The organism is Nesterenkonia sp. PF2B19, assembly GCF_001758425.2.
GTDB lineage: Bacteria > Actinomycetota > Actinomycetes > Actinomycetales > Micrococcaceae > Nesterenkonia > Nesterenkonia aethiopica.
In genome coordinates, this window is record NZ_MDSS02000016.1 from 37,610 (window position 1) to 57,779 (window position 20,170).

The 20,170-nt window shown below is 70.1% G+C and carries 18 protein-coding genes and 3 pseudogenes; 7 read left to right on the plus strand and 14 right to left on the minus strand.

Annotation, left to right across the window (positions count from 1 at the left end; all coding sequences use genetic code 11):
- Positions 1 to 67 precede the first annotated feature (67 nt).
- From BCY76_RS06740 to coaD, 3 genes are all read right to left on the minus strand, one after another.
- The gene (locus BCY76_RS06740; RefSeq protein ID WP_237090014.1) at positions 68 to 631 is read right to left on the minus strand and encodes a YceD family protein; all 564 of its coding nucleotides are present in this window, start codon (positions 629 to 631) and stop codon (positions 68 to 70) included.
- A gap of 156 nt (positions 632 to 787) precedes the next feature.
- On the minus strand, positions 788 to 1,696 hold the full coding sequence (gene galU, locus BCY76_RS06745) for a UTP--glucose-1-phosphate uridylyltransferase GalU (protein WP_085437403.1): 909 nt from the start codon (positions 1,694 to 1,696) through the stop codon (positions 788 to 790).
- Positions 1,697 to 1,777: 81 nt separating this feature from the next.
- The gene (gene coaD / locus BCY76_RS06750; RefSeq protein WP_070161039.1) at positions 1,778 to 2,260 is read right to left on the minus strand and encodes a pantetheine-phosphate adenylyltransferase; all 483 of its coding nucleotides are present in this window, start codon (positions 2,258 to 2,260) and stop codon (positions 1,778 to 1,780) included.
- A gap of 121 nt (positions 2,261 to 2,381) precedes the next feature.
- On the opposite strand from coaD, the gene BCY76_RS06755 reads away from it, so the two are divergent.
- Genes BCY76_RS06755 through BCY76_RS06765 form a run of 4 tightly spaced genes read left to right on the plus strand, consistent with a single transcriptional unit; the run spans position 2,382 to position 4,537 of the window.
- Positions 2,382 to 3,461: an aminotransferase class I/II-fold pyridoxal phosphate-dependent enzyme gene (locus tag BCY76_RS06755; RefSeq protein WP_170922618.1), complete on the plus strand. Its 1,080-nt coding sequence runs from the start codon at positions 2,382 to 2,384 to the stop codon at positions 3,459 to 3,461.
- 13 nt (positions 3,462 to 3,474) lie between these two features.
- Positions 3,475 to 3,708 (plus strand): hypothetical protein, encoded by a 234-nt coding sequence (locus tag BCY76_RS19060; RefSeq protein WP_139827664.1) that lies wholly within the window; start codon positions 3,475 to 3,477, stop codon positions 3,706 to 3,708.
- 5 nt (positions 3,709 to 3,713) lie between these two features.
- The gene (locus tag BCY76_RS06760; protein ID WP_085437404.1) at positions 3,714 to 4,055 is read left to right on the plus strand and encodes a hypothetical protein; all 342 of its coding nucleotides are present in this window, start codon (positions 3,714 to 3,716) and stop codon (positions 4,053 to 4,055) included.
- The gene (locus BCY76_RS06765) at positions 4,031 to 4,537 is read left to right on the plus strand and encodes a hypothetical protein (protein WP_085437405.1); all 507 of its coding nucleotides are present in this window, start codon (positions 4,031 to 4,033) and stop codon (positions 4,535 to 4,537) included. Before BCY76_RS06760 ends, BCY76_RS06765 begins: the two co-directional genes overlap by 25 nt.
- A 63-nt stretch (positions 4,538 to 4,600) precedes the next feature.
- Here the strand turns inward: BCY76_RS06765 and rsmD are convergent, their stop codons facing one another.
- From rsmD to BCY76_RS06785, 4 genes and pseudogenes are all read right to left on the minus strand, one after another.
- On the minus strand, positions 4,601 to 5,152 hold the full coding sequence (gene rsmD / locus BCY76_RS06770; protein WP_070161034.1) for a 16S rRNA (guanine(966)-N(2))-methyltransferase RsmD: 552 nt from the start codon (positions 5,150 to 5,152) through the stop codon (positions 4,601 to 4,603).
- Positions 5,153 to 5,226: 74 nt separating this feature from the next.
- Positions 5,227 to 7,472, minus strand: a pseudogene (locus BCY76_RS06775) (ATP-dependent DNA helicase RecG).
- The gene (locus BCY76_RS06780) at positions 7,469 to 8,482 is read right to left on the minus strand and encodes a DAK2 domain-containing protein (protein WP_070161032.1); all 1,014 of its coding nucleotides are present in this window, start codon (positions 8,480 to 8,482) and stop codon (positions 7,469 to 7,471) included. The pseudogene BCY76_RS06775 and the gene BCY76_RS06780 overlap by 4 nt, the downstream one beginning before the upstream one ends.
- A 65-nt stretch (positions 8,483 to 8,547) precedes the next feature.
- Positions 8,548 to 9,588 (minus strand): LCP family protein, encoded by a 1,041-nt coding sequence (locus BCY76_RS06785; protein WP_070161030.1) that lies wholly within the window; start codon positions 9,586 to 9,588, stop codon positions 8,548 to 8,550.
- Between the two features lie 335 nt (positions 9,589 to 9,923).
- On the opposite strand from BCY76_RS06785, the gene BCY76_RS06790 reads away from it, so the two are divergent.
- Positions 9,924 to 10,439 (plus strand): DUF3515 domain-containing protein, encoded by a 516-nt coding sequence (locus tag BCY76_RS06790; protein WP_070161028.1) that lies wholly within the window; start codon positions 9,924 to 9,926, stop codon positions 10,437 to 10,439.
- A 74-nt stretch (positions 10,440 to 10,513) separates the two neighbouring features.
- Here BCY76_RS06790 and BCY76_RS06795 read toward each other — a convergent pair whose 3' ends face one another.
- The 6 genes and pseudogenes from BCY76_RS06795 to leuC form a co-directional block, all read right to left on the minus strand.
- The gene (locus BCY76_RS06795) at positions 10,514 to 11,710 is read right to left on the minus strand and encodes a D-alanine--D-alanine ligase family protein (protein ID WP_083277606.1); all 1,197 of its coding nucleotides are present in this window, start codon (positions 11,708 to 11,710) and stop codon (positions 10,514 to 10,516) included.
- 8 nt (positions 11,711 to 11,718) lie between these two features.
- Positions 11,719 to 12,791 (minus strand): annotated as a pseudogene (locus tag BCY76_RS06800) (NAD(P)H-dependent glycerol-3-phosphate dehydrogenase).
- A gap of 3 nt (positions 12,792 to 12,794) precedes the next feature.
- Entirely contained in the window at positions 12,795 to 13,538 is a 744-nt protein-coding gene (locus tag BCY76_RS06805; protein ID WP_070161026.1) for a lysophospholipid acyltransferase family protein, read from the minus strand.
- A gap of 20 nt (positions 13,539 to 13,558) precedes the next feature.
- Complete coding sequence (gene murA, locus BCY76_RS06810; protein ID WP_070161024.1) at positions 13,559 to 14,881, minus strand: UDP-N-acetylglucosamine 1-carboxyvinyltransferase; 1,323 nt, start codon at positions 14,879 to 14,881, stop codon at positions 13,559 to 13,561.
- Between the two features lie 184 nt (positions 14,882 to 15,065).
- Positions 15,066 to 15,665: a 3-isopropylmalate dehydratase small subunit gene (gene leuD, locus BCY76_RS06815; RefSeq protein ID WP_070161023.1), complete on the minus strand. Its 600-nt coding sequence runs from the start codon at positions 15,663 to 15,665 to the stop codon at positions 15,066 to 15,068.
- Positions 15,666 to 15,697: 32 nt separating this feature from the next.
- The gene (gene leuC / locus BCY76_RS06820; RefSeq protein ID WP_070161021.1) at positions 15,698 to 17,143 is read right to left on the minus strand and encodes a 3-isopropylmalate dehydratase large subunit; all 1,446 of its coding nucleotides are present in this window, start codon (positions 17,141 to 17,143) and stop codon (positions 15,698 to 15,700) included.
- Between the two features lie 197 nt (positions 17,144 to 17,340).
- Here leuC and BCY76_RS06825 point away from each other — a divergent pair, with 197 nt between their 5' ends.
- The gene (locus BCY76_RS06825) at positions 17,341 to 18,237 is read left to right on the plus strand and encodes an IclR family transcriptional regulator (protein WP_396954320.1); all 897 of its coding nucleotides are present in this window, start codon (positions 17,341 to 17,343) and stop codon (positions 18,235 to 18,237) included.
- Between the two features lie 79 nt (positions 18,238 to 18,316).
- Positions 18,317 to 19,645: a UDP-glucose dehydrogenase family protein gene (locus BCY76_RS06830; protein ID WP_083277605.1), complete on the plus strand. Its 1,329-nt coding sequence runs from the start codon at positions 18,317 to 18,319 to the stop codon at positions 19,643 to 19,645.
- Between the two features lie 87 nt (positions 19,646 to 19,732).
- Here BCY76_RS06830 and BCY76_RS06835 read toward each other — a convergent pair.
- Positions 19,733 to 20,170, minus strand: a pseudogene (locus BCY76_RS06835) (hypothetical protein); the annotation flags it as partial.

Below are 20,170 nucleotides of genomic sequence, written 5' to 3' on the forward strand. Positions count from 1 at the left end.
TCTCTTCTCTCTCGGTGTCGGTCAGGTCAGCAGGAGGGACGCTCGCCCCTCCCCGATGGAGTCTCGGTCAGTCTTCGGGCTCGTCCAGCCCGTTCCGCAGGTTGGCCAGGGCCGCCCAGCGGGGGTCGATCTGCTCGTGGAAATGCTCGGGGTCGTCCTCCATGCGGAAACCGCACTGGGAGCACAGCCCGGGGCATTCCTCGCGGCAGACCGGCTGGAACGGCAGCGCCGAGACCATCAGGTCCCGCAGCACCGGCTCCAGGTCGATCGTGAGGTCGTCGCCGATGAGGCGTTCGTCCTCGTCCTCAGCCTCTCCGGACGCCTGAGCGGCGCGCTCCGGAAAGGTGAACAGCTGCATGACGTCCACGGTGAGCGGGTAGCCCAGCTCATCGAGGCAGCGTCCGCATTGGCCGGCCACCTGTGCCGAGGCGGTGCCGGTCATCAGCACACCTTCATGCACCGACTCCAGCCGCAGGTCCAGTTCGAGGTCTTCGCCCTGGCGGAATCCCACCAGCACTGTGGAGAACTCCGCGGGCACGCCGACGGTCCTGGTGAGATGCTGCTGGGTGCCGGGCCTGTCCCGGAGCTCCTTCACATCGATCACCAGGTGGCTTCCGCGCGGTGCAACCACGGTGGACACTCCCTGAGGACGACGAACACTTCGATCCTGTGGACCGACGTGCCAGTCTATCCCACACGATGCGCCGCTGACGAATCCTGGGATGGCGCCCTTCCAGGCGTGTCGCGACCCGTCAGCACCTGGGCGGCTCGGCGACGGCCCTGACGCTCACAGCTGGGTCACGAACTCCTTGAGCCAGCCCCGCAGGTCCTGGCCGAGGTCCTCCCGGTCCACGGCGAGGGTCACCACGGCCTTGATGTAGCTGAGCTTGTCCCCGGTGTCATAACGACGTCCGCGGAACACGACGGCGTGGACGCCGCCGCCCTCCTCGACGGGCCGCTGCGCCATCGCCTCCAGGGCGTCGGTCAGCTGGATCTCGTCGCCCCGCCCCGGAGGGGTCTGCTCGAGCTGGTCGAAGATCGCCGGGTGCAGCACGTAGCGGCCGATGATCGCCAGGTTCGACGGCGCCTCCTCGGCCGGCGGCTTCTCCACCAGCCGCGTCACCGGCACCACGGTGTCGCCGTTCTCGGCCTGCCCCGTCCCCCGCCCACCGGTGTCGACCACACCGTAGGCGCTGATGTCCTCGAGCGGGACCTCCATCACCGCGATCACGGACCCTCCCAGGTCACGCTGCGTCTGCAGCATCGTGGTCAGGAGCTCATCACGCGAGTCGATCAGGTCATCGCCCAGCAGGACGGCGAAAGGCTCCTCGCCGACGTGCTGGCGGGCACACAGGACCGCATGCCCGAGGCCCTTGGGATCGCCCTGTCGCAGATAATGGATGTCCCCCAGCTCGGTGGCCTCCCGGACGGCGGCGAGCTTCTCCTCGTCACCCTTGGCCTCCAATGTCGCCTCCAACGCCGGGACCCGGTCGAAATGGTCCTCCAGCGAGCGCTTGTTCCGCCCGGTGATCATCAGGATGTCGTCCAGACCCGCCGCGGAGGCTTCGGCCACCACATACTGGATGGCGGGCTCATCGACCACCGGCAGCATCTCCTTGGGCATCGCCTTCGTCGCCGGAAGGAAACGGGTCCCCAGACCCGCCGCGGGGATGACGGCCTTGGTGATCGGCTTCATGGTGCTCCTCGACCTCTCTCTGGACTGGACGACACTGGTATCCGGGAATCTAACACGACGCCGACGTCGCCCCGCTCCCGGTCAGCTCTCATGACGCCGGTCGGCGAGCCGCCGCTGCACAGCGCGCGGCACATGCTCCGAGACGTCCCCTCCGAGGCGGTGCACCTCTTTGATCAGCGTCGAGGACAGATGCGTGTACCGGCCGTCCGCCGGGAGGTAGACCGTCTCCAGGCCGGAGAGATGGCGATTCATCGTGGCCATGGGCGTCTCATAGGCCAGGTCCTTCGCGTCGCGGAGCCCCTTGACCACCGCATTGGCTCCGTGGGCACGGCAGAACTCCGTCAGCAGCCCCTCCCCGAGCGGCTTGACCGTCACGCCGCGCACATACGAGAAGGTCTCCTGCGCCATCTCCATGCGCTCCTCCACCGAGAACATCGGGGCCTTGTGCATGTTCGGGGACACAGCGACGATGACCTCGTCGAAGAGGTTCGAGGCACGGGCTATGATCTCGACATGCCCGTTGTGCAGGGGGTCGAATGATCCGGGGCACACAGCAGACTGCATGTACAGGACCTACTGCAGGTGATCACCGCCGAGTGGGAGCCGACGACGATGTGTCTGCCGGATGTCGAACGGGAAGACCCGAGCAGGAAGTGTCGAGCAGGAAGTGTCTACGATGGGAGGCATGCTCTCCCGCCCTGACCCCAGCTCCGCGACCGGTGGCGAGTCCGCCGCCGAGGCCGGAGGCGCGACGGCGTCCCGGGCGCCCCTGGACCACCGCCCCCTGTGGGTCAAGGCGTCCATCGGCGCGAACACCTATGACTTCGCCTCCGGGCGCGTCCTGCCCACCGTCTACGAACGCACCACTGCGGCGGCGCTGCACCACGGGGCCGTGAACCTCGGCCAGGGCTTCCCCGACCGGGACGGACCCCGGTGGCTCACCGACGCCGCGGCCGAAGCCATCACGGACCCCGACGTCGGACCGACCAACCAGTACGCCCCCGGCACGGGGCTGCCGGTGCTTGGGGCCGCCGTGGCCGATGCGCACCGGGCCCGCTACGGCGTGGAGCTGGACCCCGTCGACCAGGTCATGATCACCACGGGCGCCACGGAGGGCATCACCGCGGCGATCCTGCGGTTCGCCGAGCCCGGATCCGAAGTCCTCACGTTCGAGCCCCACTACGACTCCTACGGAGCCTGCGCGGCGCTCGCCGGGGCCGAGCTCATCGGGGTGCCGCTGCGGGGGCCGGACTTCAGGCCCGACGTCGAAGCGCTCGAAGCGGCCGTCACCGAGCGGACGTCGCTGATCCTGCTGAACACCCCGCACAATCCCACCGGCACCGTCTTCAGTGCGGAGGAGCTGCGGCGCATCGTGGACATCGCGCGCAGGCACGGCCTGCGCATCATGTGCGACGAGGTCTATGAGCATCTCGTCTTCGAGGACGCCGCCCACCAGCACCAGACCATCCTGGCCGTGCCGGGCGCCGACGAGGTCGCCGTGGCGGTGGGATCGGCCGGGAAGTCCTTCTCCGTGACCGGCTGGAAGGTCGGCTGGGTCACCGGGTCCGCGCGGCTGCTGAATCAGGTGCGCGGCGTCAAGCAGTTCCTGAGCTTCTCCTCCGGTCCCGCCTACCAGTGGGCGGTCGCCCAGGGGCTGCGGGACGATCACGGATTCTTCGCCGCGAACGTCGCCGAGCTCGCCGCGGGCCGCGACCCGCTGCGCGCCGGCCTCGCCGACGTGGGACTGCGCCGGCACCCGCGCTGAGGCCGGATACTTCGTGGTCGCCGACATCCGCGAGATCACCGACCTTCCCGGACCGGCGTTCTGCGATCTTCTGGTCCGCCGGGCCGGCGTCGCCGCGATCCCCGTCTCCGCGCTGACCATCCAGCATCGCGCTTCCCTCGACGACGAGCTCCAACATCTGGTCCGGTTCGCCTTCTGCAAGGACCCTGCGACCCTCGAGGAGGCGGTGCGCCGCCTGCGCACCCACCTCCCCGCGGCCCTGGAGTGATTCCTGTGGACCGCGCCCGCCTCCCCCGACGCATCCGTCTCTCCGCCTCCGGGACCGTGGCAGAGCTCCGCCAGGACGAGCTCACCGAGGCCGGGGTCATGCTCACCATCGACGGCGTGGAGCAGTCCCATGTGGAGACCGACGACCCAGGGTGGCTGCTCCACGACTACACGCTGCGCATCGCCGCCGTCCTGGACGCGCTGGCGGGGTGGTCGGCGGAGCGGCCCTGGTCCGTGCTGCATCTCGGCGCCGGCGCCCTGACCCTGCCTCGATGGGTGGAGCACCGCGCCGGGCAGCGCCGGCTGCGCCCCCTGAGCAGACCGTGCTGGACTTCGAGCCCGAGCTGATGGACTTCGTGCTCGAGCATCTGCCCATGCGCACCCGCCCCCGCACCGTGGTCGCCGACGCCGCGGCGGCCCTGGCCGACGGCGGGGAGCTCGAGGGCGAGCGTCACGACGCCGTCGTCGTCGATCTCTTCAACGGCGCCCACGCTCCGGACCAGCTCACCTCGGCGACGTTCTGCGCCCACGTGGCTCGCACCGTGGACGATGACGGGGTGCTGGTGATGAACCTCGGCGACGACCCGGGGCTGCACTTCGCCCGGCCCCTGATCCGGCGGATCCTCCACGCAGCCGCAGGCGCGGACCCCTCCCGGCTGCTGGTCACCGCCCCGGCCGACGTGCTCGCCGGCGCGACGGCGGGGAACCTGGTGGTCGCCGCCCTCGGGGAGCCGGTGCCCACCCGGGCCGCCGAAGCCGTATGGGCGGCCGGCCCCCATCCGGGGGACGTCCTCACCGGAGACGAACTGCGGCAATGGCTCGGCCTCTGACCGACGCCGAAGCCCCTGACGGGCGAAGCCGCCGCTGAGATCATCTGGCGGAGAGGCGCACGCTCAGGCCGGCTCCGCGAACCATAGCCGCGTGGTGCCGTACGCACGATCTTGGAACCGTTCCAGTCCAGCGGGCCACTGCGGCTCCGGACTGCGGGACTCCCGCTCCACCACCACGGTGGCCGCCGGATGCAGCTGCGGCACCGCGGCGGCGAGCACCTCGGCGAGCTGCTGCTCGGTGAAGGCATAGGGCGGATCCAGGAACAGCAGCTCGATCGGTTCGCCCTCCCGGCGGCGAAGATGGCGCAGCGCCTCGGACTTCTGGACGGTGACCGCCCCGGCGTCGAACAGGGCCGCGTTGCGTCGCAGGGTCCGCAGCGCCGGCTCGGCCCGATCCACCAGCTCCGCGCGACGGGCACCACGACTCAGCGCCTCCAGTCCCAGTGCCCCGGAGCCGGCGAACAGGTCCACCACGACGGCGTCGCCGATCGCGTCATAGCCCTCCAGCCGGGAGAACAGCGATTCCTTGACCCGGTCGCTGGTGGGACGCGTCCCCTCCCCCGGAACGGCCGTCAGACGACGTCCCTTATGCGTGCCCGCGATGATCCGCGCCACGGCGGTCCTCCTTCTCGGTGGGTCTCCGGTTCCCTGTCGTCTCCGGCGTCGTCTCCGGCGTCGTCTCCGGCGCCTCAGCCGCGTTCGATATAGGCGTCGGCGCCGTCGCTGCGCGCGATCCAGGAGTCGATCGCCTCCCGCAGCTGCGGATGGCCCTCCCATCCAGGGTCGTTCGCGGTGAGCGCCTGGACATGGTCGGCGGCCGAGCTGATGATCCCCTCGTCGCGCACGATGCGCAGCAGCTTCAGCGTGGAGCTCCGTCCCGCCTGCGAGGCCCCGAGCACATCGCCCTCCCGACGGCGCTGCAGATCCAGCCGGGCCAGCTGCATGCCGTCGCTGTGCGCGGCCACCTCCTCCAGACGCTCCAGAGACGGGTGGCCGTCCGGCAGCCGGGTGACCAGCAGGCACAGCCCCTGGGCGGAGCCTCGTCCGATCCGGCCCCGCAGCTGGTGGAGGGTGGAGATGCCGAAGGCGTCGGCGTCGAGCACCGCCATCACCGTGGCGTTGGGGACGTCGACCCCGACCTCGATGACCGTGGTGGAGAGCAGCACGTCGATCTCGCCGCGTTCGAAGGCCGTCATCACCTCCTCCTTCTCGGAGGAGTCCATCCGGCCATGCAGGCTCGCCAGTCGCAGCCGGCCGATCAGCGGATGCTCCGCCAGCCGGTCCGCCAGCAGCTCGACGGAGGCGTCCTGTTCGATCTGGACACCGGTGGCCGGGTCCTCACGCTGGTCCGACTCGGAGATCTTGGGACAGACCACGTAGGCCTGATGTCCGGCGGCCACCTCCTCGGCGATCCGCTCCCAGACTCTGCCGATGATCCGGGGTCCCTGGGTCATCCGCGCCACATGGGTGCGGATCGGCTGGCGGCCGGCCGGCAGGCCGGCCAGCATCGTCAGCTCCAGATCGCCGAAGACCGTCATCGCCACCGAGCGGGGAATGGGGGTCGCCGACATCACGAGCATATGGGGGGTCACCGGGTACCGGTGCCGCAGGGCGTCCCGCTGCTCCACGCCGAACCGGTGCTGCTCGTCGACGACGACGAGGCCGAGGTCCGCGAACTGCACCTTCTCCCCCAGCAGAGCATGGGTCCCCACCACGATGCCGGCCCTGCCGGAGGCGATGTCCAACAGCGCCTGTTTCCGCTCCGCCGTGCTCATCGACCCCGTCAGCAGGGTCACGGTGACCGCCGGCGCGTCGTCAGGGGCGTCCCAGGCCGAGAGCAGATCCGTGCCCGCCAAAGCTCCGAGCATGCCCCGCAAGGACCTTTCGTGCTGGGCCGCCAGCACCTCGGTGGGCGCCACCAGTGCCGCCTGGGCGCCGGCGTCGACCACCTGCAGCATGGCTCGCAGCGCCACCAACGTCTTTCCTGAGCCGACCTCGCCCTGCAGGAGCCTGTTCATCGGCGCCGCACCGGAGAGGTCCTCGGCGATCAGCTCCCCGCAGCGGCGCTGGCCCTCGGTGAGGGTGAACGGCAGGGCGTCGTCGAACACGCCGAGCAGGCCGTCCTCCCGGCGTGGGGCGGGACGCCCGACCCCGGAGCCGGCGAGCACTCTGCGCCTGGCGAGCAGAGCCTGCAGCAGGAACGCTTCCTGGAAGCGAAGTCGCTTCAGCCCTTCGGCGGGGTCCTCCAGACGAGCGGGCCGATGGATCAGCAGATACGCCGTCGCCAGTCCGCGCAGGCCCTCACTCTCGGACACCTCCGTGGGGACCGGATCCGGCCAGGCGTCGAGATCCACCATGTCCAAGACGAGGCGAACACACCGGTAGATCTCCCAACTGGAGACCTTCGCCGTGGCCGGATACAGAGGCACCGGCGTCGACTGCCCCTCGCCGGGCAGCGGAACGCCCGCCGGACCACGGGAGTCAGCTCCCGGTCCGACGTCCCCGTCCTCGGGGAGCACCGAGTAGTCGGGATTGTTCAGCGTGAGGCGCCCGCCGTAGCTGCCCACCTTCCCGTGGAACATCGCCCGGGCGCCCGAGGTCAGGTCACGGAAGGCCTGATGCCCCTGGAAGAACGCCATCTGGAGCCGGACGCCGTCGTCGTCCTCCACCACGACCTCCACGAGGAACCCGCGACGCCGCTGCATGCGACGCTTCGAGCGCTCACCACCCGCGCGACGAACGTGACGTGTTCGTCCTCGCGGAGCTCCGCCAGAGAGGAGAGCTGCCCGTGCTCGACCCACCGACGCGGGATGTGGTTGAGCAGGTCCTCGGCGGTGTGCAGGCCCAGCTCCCGCTCCAGGGTCCGCGCCGAGGCGTCGCCCAGCAGTCGATCCAGCGGGGTCTCCGGGCCCTGGACGGATCCGTGAGCCGTCATGCGCCGAGCTCCGTGAGGGTCAGGGCCTCGACGGAGCCGGCCGATCGGATGGCCTCGGAGGTCGGTCCGCGCCGTGCGGTGTGGACGTGGATGCGCCATCGGTACGCGCCGGCGGCATCCGCTTCGACGTCCACCGGGGTGATGATCACCGAGTCCCCCAGCTCGTCCAGACGGTGGCGCAGAGAGGCCGCCCCCAGCGGGTCGAGCCGGACCGTGGCCATGATCTCCACCAGCGGAGGACCTGGTGCTTCCCTCGCCGGCGCGGCAGGGCCGACGCTCCGTCCGTGGAGGTCGCCCTCGGGAGTTCGCGCGCCGCCCGCAGCGGGTGCACCGGGCAGGCCCGGAAGACCGTCGAGCAGGTCGTCGTCGAGCTCCTCGCCGCACACGGTCGCGCGCAGGGCGTCCAGGATGAGCAGCAGTCCGGTGCCTCCGGCGTCGACGACGCCCGCCCGGCGCAGCACGTCCAGTTCGTCGACGGTGGCGGCCACGGCGGTCCTGCCGGCCGCGATCGCCTCACGGAGGCTCCCCTCCAGGGCGGCGCGGCTCTCCAGCTCCGCAGCACCGGCGAGACCGGCTCGGACCCGCTCGGAGACGGCATCGATCACGGAGAGCATGGTGCCTGCCACCGGTTCGGACAGAGCGGTCCAGGCCCGCAGGCTCCCTCGTTCCAGGGCGTCGGCCAGGCGCGGCACGGTGAGCCGCTCATGCCCGTGCAGCGGCTCCGCGATGCCGGAGAGCAGGACCGCCAGCAGGGTCCCGGAATTGCCGTGGGCCTCGACCATCGCCGTCGATCCTGCCGTCGCCAGCAGCGCCCCCAGGTCATCTTCCCGGGATGCCTCCACCGCGGCGCGACACGTCCGCATGGCCGCAAGCATGTTCGCGCCGGTGTCCGAGTCCGGCACTGGGAAGACGTTGAGCCGGTCCAGCTGTCCGCGGCGGGACTCCAGGGTCTGTTCGGCGAGCTGGAACCATGCCAGCACCGCCTGCCGACCTCTGACCTTTCCTCTCATGGCCCTCCTCCGGTCCTGCCGACCCCACCACCCCGGTTGTCGGACTCCGCCTCGCGGCGGTGCCCTCAGAGGTCGTTGTCGTCCACGTACTCCTGCAGCGTGCCATCGCTGAGCGCCTCGGAGATCTCCGAGATCGCCTGGGTGTCCTGGTTCCAGATCCACTGGCCGTCCGCCGATCGGCCCGAGTCCCCGGTGGGGAGGGTGAACAGCTGGATGTCGCTGACCGCGCCGCGCATCTGCCAGCCCAGGGAGGCCACCGTCGAGGAGTCGAGGGTCTCATCCACCACCAGGTGGGGTGCGAAGGTCTCCACCATGTCCTGCACCTGCCCCGGGTTGGTGAGGTTCGACGGGGAGACCGACTCCTGGATCACGGCGCGGATGAAGGCCTGCTGGTTGCGCACGCGCTGGAGATCGCCGTCAGGGAACGTCGCGCGGTGGCGGACGAAGGACAGCGCCTGCTCAGAGTCCATGTGCTGGACCCCGGGCTCGAAGGTGTAGCCCTCACCAGTGGTGAAGGACTCCGGGTAGCTGGAGTTGACGTCGACGCCGCCGAGGGCGTCCACCAGGCCGATGAAGCCGAGCATGTCCACCGACGCGATGTGATCGATCCGCGCGTCGAAGAGGCCCTCCAGGGTCTGGACAGTCAGCGAGATCCCACCGAGCGCCAGCGGAGCGTTGACCTTGTGCCAGCCGTGGCCCGGCACCTCCACCCACAGATCACGCGGGATCGACATGACCTGCACGCTGTCCCGGTCCGCCGGGATGTGCACCAGCATCATCGTGTCCGAGCGTCCGCCCTGCGGCACACGGGGCAGGTCCTCCGACTCGCCGGAGCCTCCATGGTCGTCGGAGCCGATGAGCAGGATGTTGATGGACTCGTCGTCCTCGTCCTTCTCCGGACGGTCCGCCTCATCGGGGAAGGTCTCCTCGTCCCCGAACGTCTGGACGTTCTCCTCGTAGCTGCGAGAGAGCGAGTTCAGGTACAGCAGCGAAGCGACCAGGGCACCTGCCACCAGCACCACCAGGGACCCCAGCACGATGCCGATGGTGAGCCGGCTGCGCCGCTTCCTGCGCCGGCGCGACTCTTCGACGGTCTCTTCTGCCATGTGTTCTCCTCAGCTGAGCGCGCCCATGCCCCCGGACGGCGGGCTATGCCCGCACACGGCGTCCGGCGGTCGACGTGCAACGGATGGGTCGACGTCGTTCCAGGATATGCCAGAACTGTGACAGGCCATGACAGCGGCGCTGCATCCTCAGTCCGCAGTCCTCCGCTAGCGTGTCCTCCATGAGCTCCGCCTCGTCCCCAGCAAGGTTCCGCGCATCATCCCGTGCCTCACTGCGTGCTCGGCCGGGAACCGGTTCGTACACCGGACCGTCCGCCCCGGCTCGGAGCTGGATGCGTCCTTGGTCAGCGTCGCCCGCCGGGCGACGGAAGACGGCGATGCTGCTCGCCCCTGCCGCGCTGGTGCTGAGCTCGTGCGCCCCCGGAGGCGCCGCCACCGTGGAGCCCGCCCCCTACGCCTCCGACCCGGTCTGTGCAGAGGTCATGCTCGCGCTGCCGGAGACCATCGACGGACACCACCAGCGGGAGACCAACTCCCAGGGGACCTCGGTCTGGGGCGACCCGAGCCGCGTGGTGGCGAGATGCGGCGTCGAGCCGCCCGGACCGAGCCCGGAGCACTGTGTGACTGCCGACGGCGTCGACTGGCTCGCCGTCGAGGAGGAGGGGTCGGACTGGCGACTGGTCAGCTACGGCCGGGAGCCCGCGGTGGAGGTCCTTCTCGACGTCGACGAGATCCCGTCCTCCACCGTCATGCTGGCCCTGGCCACGGCCGTCGAGCGGGTGGAGCAGACGCGCGGGTGCACGTCCACCGAACAGGAGATCGAGGGCACCGAGGATTCGGACGCGGTGACCGAGGACTCGGCGGACTCCGACCATGCGGAGTCCCATCACTGACCCTGACGCTCGGGCGCGGCGGCCTCTCCGCCGTCCCGGCCGGGGCAGCCCAGGCCGGATCAGCGCAGGCCGGGTCAGCGCAGGCCGACGGGCCGCTGAAGGGCCAGCGTGATGAGCTCGGCGATGAGCTCCGGGTACTGGATCCCGGTGGCGTGCCACATCTGCGGATACATGCTGATCGGCGTGAACCCCGGCATGGTGTTGATCTCGTTGATCACGACGTCGCCGTCGTCGGTGTAGAAGAAGTCCACCCGCGAAATCCCCTCAGCGTCCACCGCCTCGAAGGCGACGACCGCCTGACGCCGGATCTCCTCGGCCGCCTCGACAGGCAGGTCGGCAGGACAGCTGAGGTCGGCGGCCGCAGCATCCGTGTATTTGGCCGTGAAGTCATAGAACTGGTGGGACTCGCCGCCGTCGTGGACCACGATCTCCCCCAGCTGGGAAGCCCGGGGCGGCTGACCGTCATGGCCGTCCAGCACGCCGCATTCGATCTCGCGGCCCGAGATCCCCTGTTCCACGACCACCTTCGGGTCATGCTTCTGGGCCAGGGCGACGGCCTCCTCCAACTGCTCCCAGGCATCGACCCGGGTGATCCCCACCGAGGACCCGGCCCGAGCGGGCTTGACGAACACCGGAAGATTCAGGCCGCGCACCCGCTGGAGGGCTGCCCCCGGGTCTCGGCGCCACTGGCGGGCCGTCAGCGTCTCATAGGGCCCCACCGTCAGCCCGGCGGCCTCGAAGGCCAGCTTCATGAAGTGCTTGTCCATTCCGACGGCGGAGGCGAGCACCCCAGCTCCCACATAGGGCACGCCGACCGACTCGAGCAGCCCCTGCACCGTGCCGTCCTCGCCGAAGGGGCCGTGCAGCAGCGGCAGCACGACGTCCACCGGACCCAGGGAGGACGTCTTCCCCGCCGGGCCGACCTCCAGGAGCTCGCACCGACGTTCCCCGGTGCCGTTGGAGGCGCCGTGCAGGGCCACGGTGGACTCGGTGGGCAGCACCCGGGGCAGCTCGCCGTCGGCGAAGGTGTGGGTGCGGGGGTCCACCGCCGGACGGGTCCACTGCCCGTTCGAGGTGATCCCGACCGGCACGACGTCGAACCGCTCCCCATCGACGGCCTTCAGCACTCCGGCGGCCGTCACACAGGAGACGGCATGCTCCGAGGACTGCCCGCCGTAGAGGACCAGCACGCGCGGACGGGCGCTCGAGCCCTGGGAAGCCACCCGCAGTCCGTCATCGACGGTGGTGCGCGGCACGGTGCTCTCGGACATGGAAGGAGTCACTTCCCTTCGGGTTTGAGGTCTCGGGCGAGCAGGAGGGTGGCGATCCGGTCCACAGCCAGGGATCCGTCCAGGACTGCTACGACGGCCTCGGAGATCGGCATCTCCACACCGTGGCGGCGGGCCAGATCGACCACCGCCGATCCGGACTTCATGCCCTCGGCGGTCTGTGTCAGCTCGGCGGTCACCTCATCCGCGGACAGGCCGTCTCCCAGCAGACGCCCCGCGGTCCGGTTCCGGGACAGCGGAGAGGCGCAGGTCGCCACCAGGTCCCCCAGCCCTGCGAGGCCGGAGAAGGTCTCCAGACGACCGCCGAGCACGGTCGCCAGACGGGTCGTCTCGGCGAGGCCGCGGGTGATCACGGATGCCTTGGAGTTGTCTCCGAGCCGTTGTCCGTCGCAGATCCCCACGGCCAGGGCGATCACGTTCTTCACGATGCCGGCGATCTCCACGCCCACGACGTCGGTGTTCGTGTAGGGCCGGAAGTAGGGATTGTTGCACAGCGCGGCGACACGTTCGGCGACGGCGGCGTCCTCACAGGCGACGACCGACGCGGTGGGCTCCTGGCGGGCGATCTCCATGGCGAGGTTCGGGCCGGAGACGACGGCGACACGATCGGCCCCGACGCCGAGCTCCTCGATGATGACCTCGGACATGCGCATGTCCGACCTCGCTCGAGCCCCTTGATCAGGGACACCAGCACGGCACGCTCACCCAACGCCGCACCGACGGCGGCCAGGTGCGACCGCAGCGACTGCGCCGGGACCGCCAGCACCACGACCTCGGCACCGGTGACGGCCTCGGCGACGTCGGTGGTCGCGCGGATGCCCGGAGGCAGGACGATGTCCCCCAGGTAGGTGGAGTTCGTCCGTCGCTCGGTGATCTCACGGGCGATCTCCTCGCGGCGAGCCCACAGCACGATCTCCGCAGGGGCCCCCGAGGCCACGGCGGCGTCGCCGAGGACCTTGGCGAAGGTGGTCCCCCAGCTGCCGGCGCCGAGCACGGCGATGCGTGCGGCCCCGGGCGCTCCCTCAGGAGCCCCGGTGGACGGTCTGACGCTCTGTGCGCTCATGGATCACGACTCCTCGATCTGACGGCGCGGAACACGCTGGCGCAGGGCACGGTCCCAGATGAGCTCAGGGGGCTCCTCACCGCGCAGCTCAGCCACGCCGGCCGTGAGCGCATCTTCGATGCGCTCCGTGGCCCGGGCCAGCGCCGTGCGGGTCATGGGGCCCTCCCGGAGGTCCGAGAGGTCGACCTCGTCACCGACGAGCAGCCGATAACGCGGACGGGGCAGCACCGTGGGCACGCGGCCGTAGGGCGCCAGGAGGTCCTGGACGCCCCAGTGGGTGATCGGCACCACCGGCGCTCCGGTGGTCAGCGCGAGACGCGCCGCCCCGGTCTTCGCACGCATGGGCCACAGCTGCGGATCCCGCGTCAGCGTGCCCTCGGGATAGATGATGATAGCCCCGCCCTGAGCGATGACCTCACCCGCCACGGTCAGCGACGACTGGGCGTCCCGCTGGTCACGGGCCACCGGGATCTGCTGGAGCCGACGCAGCAGGGTCCCCAGCGCCGGAGCCCGGAACAGGGCGTCCTTCGCCAGGAAGTGCGGCGTGCTCCCGGAGCTGTAGACCGCGTGGGCCACGGCCAGCGGGTCGATCTCGGTGACGTGGTTGGCCACCACGATGTACCCCTGCCGGGGCAGCCGGTCGAGCCCGTCCCACTGCTTGCCGATCACGAGGTTCAGGGCAGGGCGCACGACGGCGGCGGCGGTGCGGAAGCCCAGCGAGGGCGCGTCGTCTCGTCGGGAAGTCACAGACAGAAGCCTACCGAGGCTCAGCGCTCAGTCATCTCGACGTCGGCGCCGAGTCCTGCAATCTTGTCGATGAACCGCTCATAGCCGCGATTGATGATCTCGATCCCGGTGACCCGGGAGGTGCCCTGGGCCGCCAGCGCGGCGATGAGGTGGGAGAAGCCGCCGCGCAGGTCCGGCACGTCGATGTCGGTGCCCTTCAGCTCCGACGGCCCGGAGATCACAGCGGAGTGGAGGAAGTTGCGCTGGCCGAAGCGGCAGGGATTGGACCCGAGGCACTCACGGTGCAGCTGGATGGAGGCCCCCATGCGCTTGAGCGCCTCGGTGAAGCCGAAGCGGTTCTCATAGACCGTCTCATGGACGATGGACACGCCGTGGGCCTGAGTGAGGGCCACGACCATGGGCTGCTGCCAGTCGGTCATGAAGCCCGGGTGCACGTCGGTCTCCAGCACCAAGGGCTTGAGCGGCTCGCCGGCATGCCAGAACCGGATCCCGTCGTCGTCGACCTCGAACTCGCCGCCGATCTTCCGATAGGTGTTCAGGAAGGCGGTCAGGTCCCGCTGGGCAGCTCCGCGCACGTAGATGTCACCACGGGTCACCAGCGCCGCCGACGCCCAGGACGCCGACTCGTTGCGGTCCGGGATGGCCCGATGCTTGAAGCCGCTGAGTCGGTCCACACCTTCGATCCGGATGGTGCGATCGGTGTTCACGGAGATGATCGCGCCCATCTGCTGCAGGATGGCGATGAGATCGTGGATCTCCGGCTCGACCGCCGCGTTCTTCAGCTCCGTGATGCCTTCGGCCATGACGGCCGTGAGCAGCACCTGCTCCGTGGCCCCCACGGACGGGTAGGGCAGGTCGAGCTTGGCACCCTTGAGGCCCTTCGGAGCGGTGATGTGGATGCCCGTGACCTGTTTGTCCACCACGGCGCCGAAGTTGCGCAGCACCTCGAGGTGGTAGTCGATGGGACGGTCTCCGATGCGGCACCCGCCGAGATCGGGGATGAACGCCTCACCGTTCTTGTGCATCAGCGGACCGCAGAACAGGATCGGGATCCGCGAGTCTCCGGCGTGGGTGTCGATCTCCGAGTGCTCGGCGTTGCGCATCCGGCGCGGGTCCAGCGTGAGGTCCCCCGTCTCCGGGTCGACGTCGACCGTCACGCCGTGGATGGTCAGCAGATTCTTGACGATCTCGACGTCCTTGATCTCCGGGACGTTCCGGAGCTCCGAGGGTTCGCTGCCGAGCAGAGAGGCGACCATGGCCTTCGGAACGAGGTTCTTCGCGCCGCGGACGCGGACGCTGCCCTCGAGGGGCTTTCCACCCTGGATGGTGAGCAGTTTGGCCATAGTGACTCGACGGTCCCTTCGTGAAGCACAGGAGATGTAGCCATGCCACTGTATCCAACCCGGACGCCTCCCCCGGACAATTCCGCCGTGGGGGAAGGCAACGATTCCATGACGGACCGGATGTCCAGCTCGCACTCAGCAGATCCCCAGGATGACGGCGATCCGCGTCACACCCGCAGCCGTCTCAGATCCTGGCCGGCAGTGTCTTCGGCTTCCACTCGGGCCGGGTGGCCTCGAACTGCTCGATGTCCTCCGCCCGGGTGAGGGTCAGGGAGATGTCGTCGAGCCCCTCCATGAGGCGCCAGCGCGTGTAGTCGTCGATCTCGAAGCTCGCCTCGACCGAGCCGCAGCGCACGGTGCGGGCCTCCAGATCGACCTGCACCTCGGCGCCGGGCTCCTTCTCGAGCTCCTTCCAGATGAGTTCGACGTCGGGCTGGGCCACCTGAGCGGTGACCAGCCCCTGCTTGCCCGAGTTGCCGCGGAAGATGTCGGCGAAGCGGGAGGCGACGACCACCCGGAAGCCGTAGTCCTTCAGCGCCCAGACGGCGTGCTCCCGGGAAGAGCCGGTGCCGAAGTCGGGGCCGGCCACCAGCACCGTGCCCTGGGCGTAGGCCGGCTGGTTCAGGACGAACTCCGGATCCTTGCGCCAGGACGAGAACAGAGCGTCCTCGAATCCGGTGCGGGTGATCCTCTTCAGGTACACCGCCGGGATGATCTGGTCGGTGTCGACGTTGGAGGCGCGCAGCGGCACGCCGACGCCGGTGTGTCGAATGATGGGTTCCATAGCTATGTCAGCTCCTCGTCGGGGCACGCCGGTCAGGCCGGCTGGGGCTCGGTGGACAGGACGTCCGACGGCGCAGAGAGCGTGCCGCGGACCGCCGTGGCCGCCGCCACGACCGGAGACACCAGGTGCGTGCGACCACCTTTGCCCTGGCGCCCTTCGAAGTTGCGGTTCGACGTGGAGGCGCACCGCTCCCCCGGCTGCAGCTGGTCCGGGTTCATGCCCAGGCACATCGAGCACCCGGCGAAGCGCCACTCGGCCCCGAACTCCTTGAACACCTGGTCCAGCCCCTCGGCCTCAGCCTGCAGACGGACCCTCTGGGAGCCGGGGACCACGATCATGCGCACCTGAGGGTCCTTCTCCCGACCGCGGATGATCCCCGCGGCCGCCCGCAGGTCCTCCATCCGCGAGTTGGTGCAGGATCCCAGGAACACGGTGTCCACCCGGATGTCCCGCATCGGCGTACCCGGGGCGAGGTCCATGTACTTCAGGGCCCGCTCGGCGGACTCCCGGTCCACGGGGTCGTCGAAGTCCTCCGGAGCCGGCACCGTGTCGGAGAGGCTCACGCCCTGGCCCGGGTTGGTGCCCCAGGTGACGAAGGGCTCGAGCGCATCGGCGTCGATCACGACCTCGGCGTCGAACTCTGCGCCGGCGTCGGTGCGCAGCGCACGCCAGTTCTCGACGGCCGCGTCCCAGTCCGCGCCCTGCGGCGCGTGGGGACGTCCCTTGATGTAGTCGAAAGTGGTCTCATCGGGGGCGATCATGCCGGCTCTGGCGCCGGCCTCGATCGACATGTTGCAGATGGTCATCCGGGCGTCCATCGAGAGCTGTTCGATCGCCGAGCCGCGGTATTCGAGCACATAGCCCTGGCCGCCTCCGGTGCCGATCTTGGCGATGACCGCCAGGATGATGTCCTTGGAGCTGACTCCCGGCTTCAGCGTGCCCTCCACTGTGATCGCCATGGTCTTGAACGGCTTGAGCGACAGCGTCTGGGTGGCCAGCACATGCTCGACCTCGGAGGTCCCGATGCCCATGGCCAGAGCTCCGAACGCTCCGTGGGTGGAGGTGTGGGAGTCTCCGCACACCACGGTCATCCCGGGCTGGGTGAGTCCGAGCTGCGGGCCCACGACGTGGACGATGCCCTGGTCGTCATCGCCCAGCGAATGCAGCCGGATGCCGAACTCCTCGGCGTTCGCACGCAGCGTGTCGACCTGCTTGCGGCTGATCGGGTCGGCGATCGGCTTGTCGATCTCCAGGGTCGGGGTGTTGTGGTCCTCGGTGGCGATCGTGAGATCAGGCCGGCGCACGGGCCGGTCGGCCAGCCGCAGCCCTTCGAAGGCCTGCGGCGACGTCACCTCGTGGACGAGGTGCAGGTCGATGTAGAGCAGGTCCGGCGTGCGCTGCCCGCCCTTCTCCTCACCGGGCACGACGACGTGCTCGCGCCACACCTTCTCCGCCATCGTCAGCGGCTTGTCCGCCATGGGGTCCTCCTGAAATCGGCCTTATACCACTACAGAAGCACCGATGCCAGATGGTATCCAGACCTGCAGGCCCGGGTCTCACTATCTGAACACGCCCGGTCGGCAGAGAGGAGTGTGCGCGTCCCGTGCCCTCCCCGACAGCGACACGAGGTCTCACTATCTGAGATTTCCGGGCTTTTCGCAGTATGATGTCGACCATGTCCAGCCCTCGATCCGGCGCTCCCCGATCCGGCGCCTCCCGACCGACCGGCCCCGCCTCCGCCCGGGCCGGGGCTTCGCCGAGCACCCCGCCGCGCACGAGGCCCACCGAGCCTCCCCTGGATCCGCCGCGGCCGCTGCACACTCCGTCCGGGATCGGCGTCGTGGACAAGTCCGTGATGATCCTCGACGCCCTGGAGGCCGGACCGGCGTCCCTGGCGCAGCTCGTGGAGTGCACCGGGCTGGCGCGTCCCACCGTGCACCGACTCGCCTCCGCGCTGATCCACCACCGCTTCCTCAGCCGCGACGTGCGGGGACGCTACGTGATCGGATCCCGCCTGGCGGAGCTGGCCTCCGCCGCAGGAGACGACCGACTCGTCTCGGCGGCCGGCCCCATCCTGCTCAAGCTGCGGGACGCCACCGGAGAGAGCTCGCAGCTCTATCGCCGCCAGGGCGACGCCCGCGTCTGCGTGGCCTCGGCGGAGCGGCCCATCGGCCTGCGCGACTCCATCCCCGTGGGGACCCAGCTCTCCATGAAGGCCGGCTCCGCCGCGCAGGTCCTGCTGGCCTGGGAGGACCATGAGCGCCTCGTCGAGGGGCTGCAGGGCGCCCGGTTCACCCCCACGGTGCTGGCCGGCGTCCGGCGGCGCGGCTGGGGCGAGTCCCTGGGCGAACGGGAGCCCGGAGTGGCATCGGTCTCCGCCCCCGTCCGTGGCCCTTCCGGACGCGTGATCGCCGCAGTGTCCATCTCCGGCCCGATCGAGCGGCTGACCAGGCAGCCGGGCCGCCAGCACGCCGAGGTGGTGGTCCAGGCCGCCCACCAGCTGACCGAGCTGGTGAGGAAGAACCCGGACGCTGCCGAGCACGGGCTGGGGGAGGATCTCGGACGGCACTGACCGGGCTCCGAGCCGTCACAGACAGGCCGCAGACAGGGCCGTCCCTCACTGCCGGTCACCTCCCACCTATGATGGGTCCGTGATCAAGAACATCAGTGTCATCGGTACCGGATATCTGGGCGCCACGCACGCCGCCTGCATGGCGGAGCTGGGCTTCGACGTCGTCGGCGTCGACGTCGACCCGGAGAAGATCGAACATCTCTCCCGCGGAGACCTGCCCTTCCACGAGCCCGGCCTGCCCGAGCTCATCCGCCGCCACGTCGACTCCGGCCGGCTGCGCTTCACGACTGACCTGGAGGCCGTCGGCGGATGGGCGGACGTCCATTTCATCGCCGTCGGGACCCCGCAGCAGGCCGGCGGCACCGGGGCCGACCTGACCTACGTGGACACCGCCGCGGTCTCCCTGGCTCAGGCCATCACCAAGGACTCCCTCATCGTCGGCAAGTCCACCGTGCCGGTGGGCACCGCGCGTCGGCTCAGCAGCCTCATCGCCGAGGAGTCCCGCGACGACGTCTCCGTCTCGCTGGCATGGAACCCCGAGTTCCTGCGCGAGGGCTTCGCTGTGGAGGACACCCTCCGCCCCGACCGGCTGGTGGTCGGCGTCGGTTCCGAGGCCGACGAGGCCGTGCTGCGCGAGGTCTACGCCGAGGCGCTCGGCCGTGAGACCCCCTGGGTCAGCACCGACTTCGAGACCGCGGAACTGGTCAAGGTCGCCGCGAACGCGTTCCTGGCCACCAAGATCTCCTTCATCAACGCCTTCTCCGAGGTGACCGAGACCGTGGGCGGCGACATCCGCACCTTGGCGGACGCCATCGGCCATGACACCCGCATCGGCCGCAAGTTCCTCAACGCCGGCGTCGGATTCGGCGGCGGCTGCCTCCCCAAGGACATCCGAGCCCTGCAGACCCGTGTCTCCGAGCTCGGCCTGGACCACACGATGACCTTCCTCAACGAGATGGACCAGATCAACCTGCGTCGCCGCGAGCGCGTGGTCACCCTCTCCGAACAGATCCTCGGCGACCTCGCCGGGCGGCGCATCGCCGTGCTCGGCGTGACGTTCAAGCCGCTCTCCGACGACGTGCGGGACTCCCCCGGTCTGGATGTGGCCAACCGCCTGTTCAACGCCGGCGCCGACGTGTTCGTCTACGACCCGGAGGGCAACGCGAACGCCGCGAAGCGCTTCCCCCGGCTCGGATACGTCGACTCGCTGGCCGAGGCGGCCCGGGACGCCGACCTCGTGGTGCTCACCACCGAGTGGAACGAGTTCAAGGCCCTCACGCCCGCGGATCTGGAGGACGTGGTGGCTGCCAGGAACTTCCTGGACGCGCGCCACGTGCTGGACGCGGGCCAGTGGGAGTCCGCCGGATGGACCTTCGCCCAGCTGGGCCGGATGTTCCCGCAGGACTGAGACCCAGCCATGACTGGGTCCGGCCACGGCTGAGGGCCAGCCCGGACGGCGCCGTTCGGACCACGGGCGGCCCAGGACGCCAGCGGATCAGGACTCGTGCAGGGAGTCCCAGCCCTCGTCCACAAGACGCTCGACGGTGCCCCCGGTGATCACGCCGGGGGCACCGTCGTGTCTGCGCACCTCGCCGATGCGGCGGAACCCCGCGGGCAGCGGGGACCCACCTGGGAAGGTGGCCAGCAGCGCGTAGTCCTCGCCGCCGTGGAGCACGAGCCGCAGGGCCGTCATCGCGACCTCCGAGAGGGCCCCCGACGACGGCGCAGGGTGGGCCTCCTGCGTCTCAGGGACCTCCTGGACATCCTGACCCGTTCGGGGCCGCAGACGGTCGGCGATCCCCTCCAGAGCGGCGGCCTGCTCCCGCAGCGCATGGGTGTCGAGCAGCAGGGCGACGTCGGAGGCCCGGGCCAGCCGGGCCGCGTCGCGCAGCAGCCCGTCCGAGACGTCCATGCGGCGGTGGCGCCGGCGGCG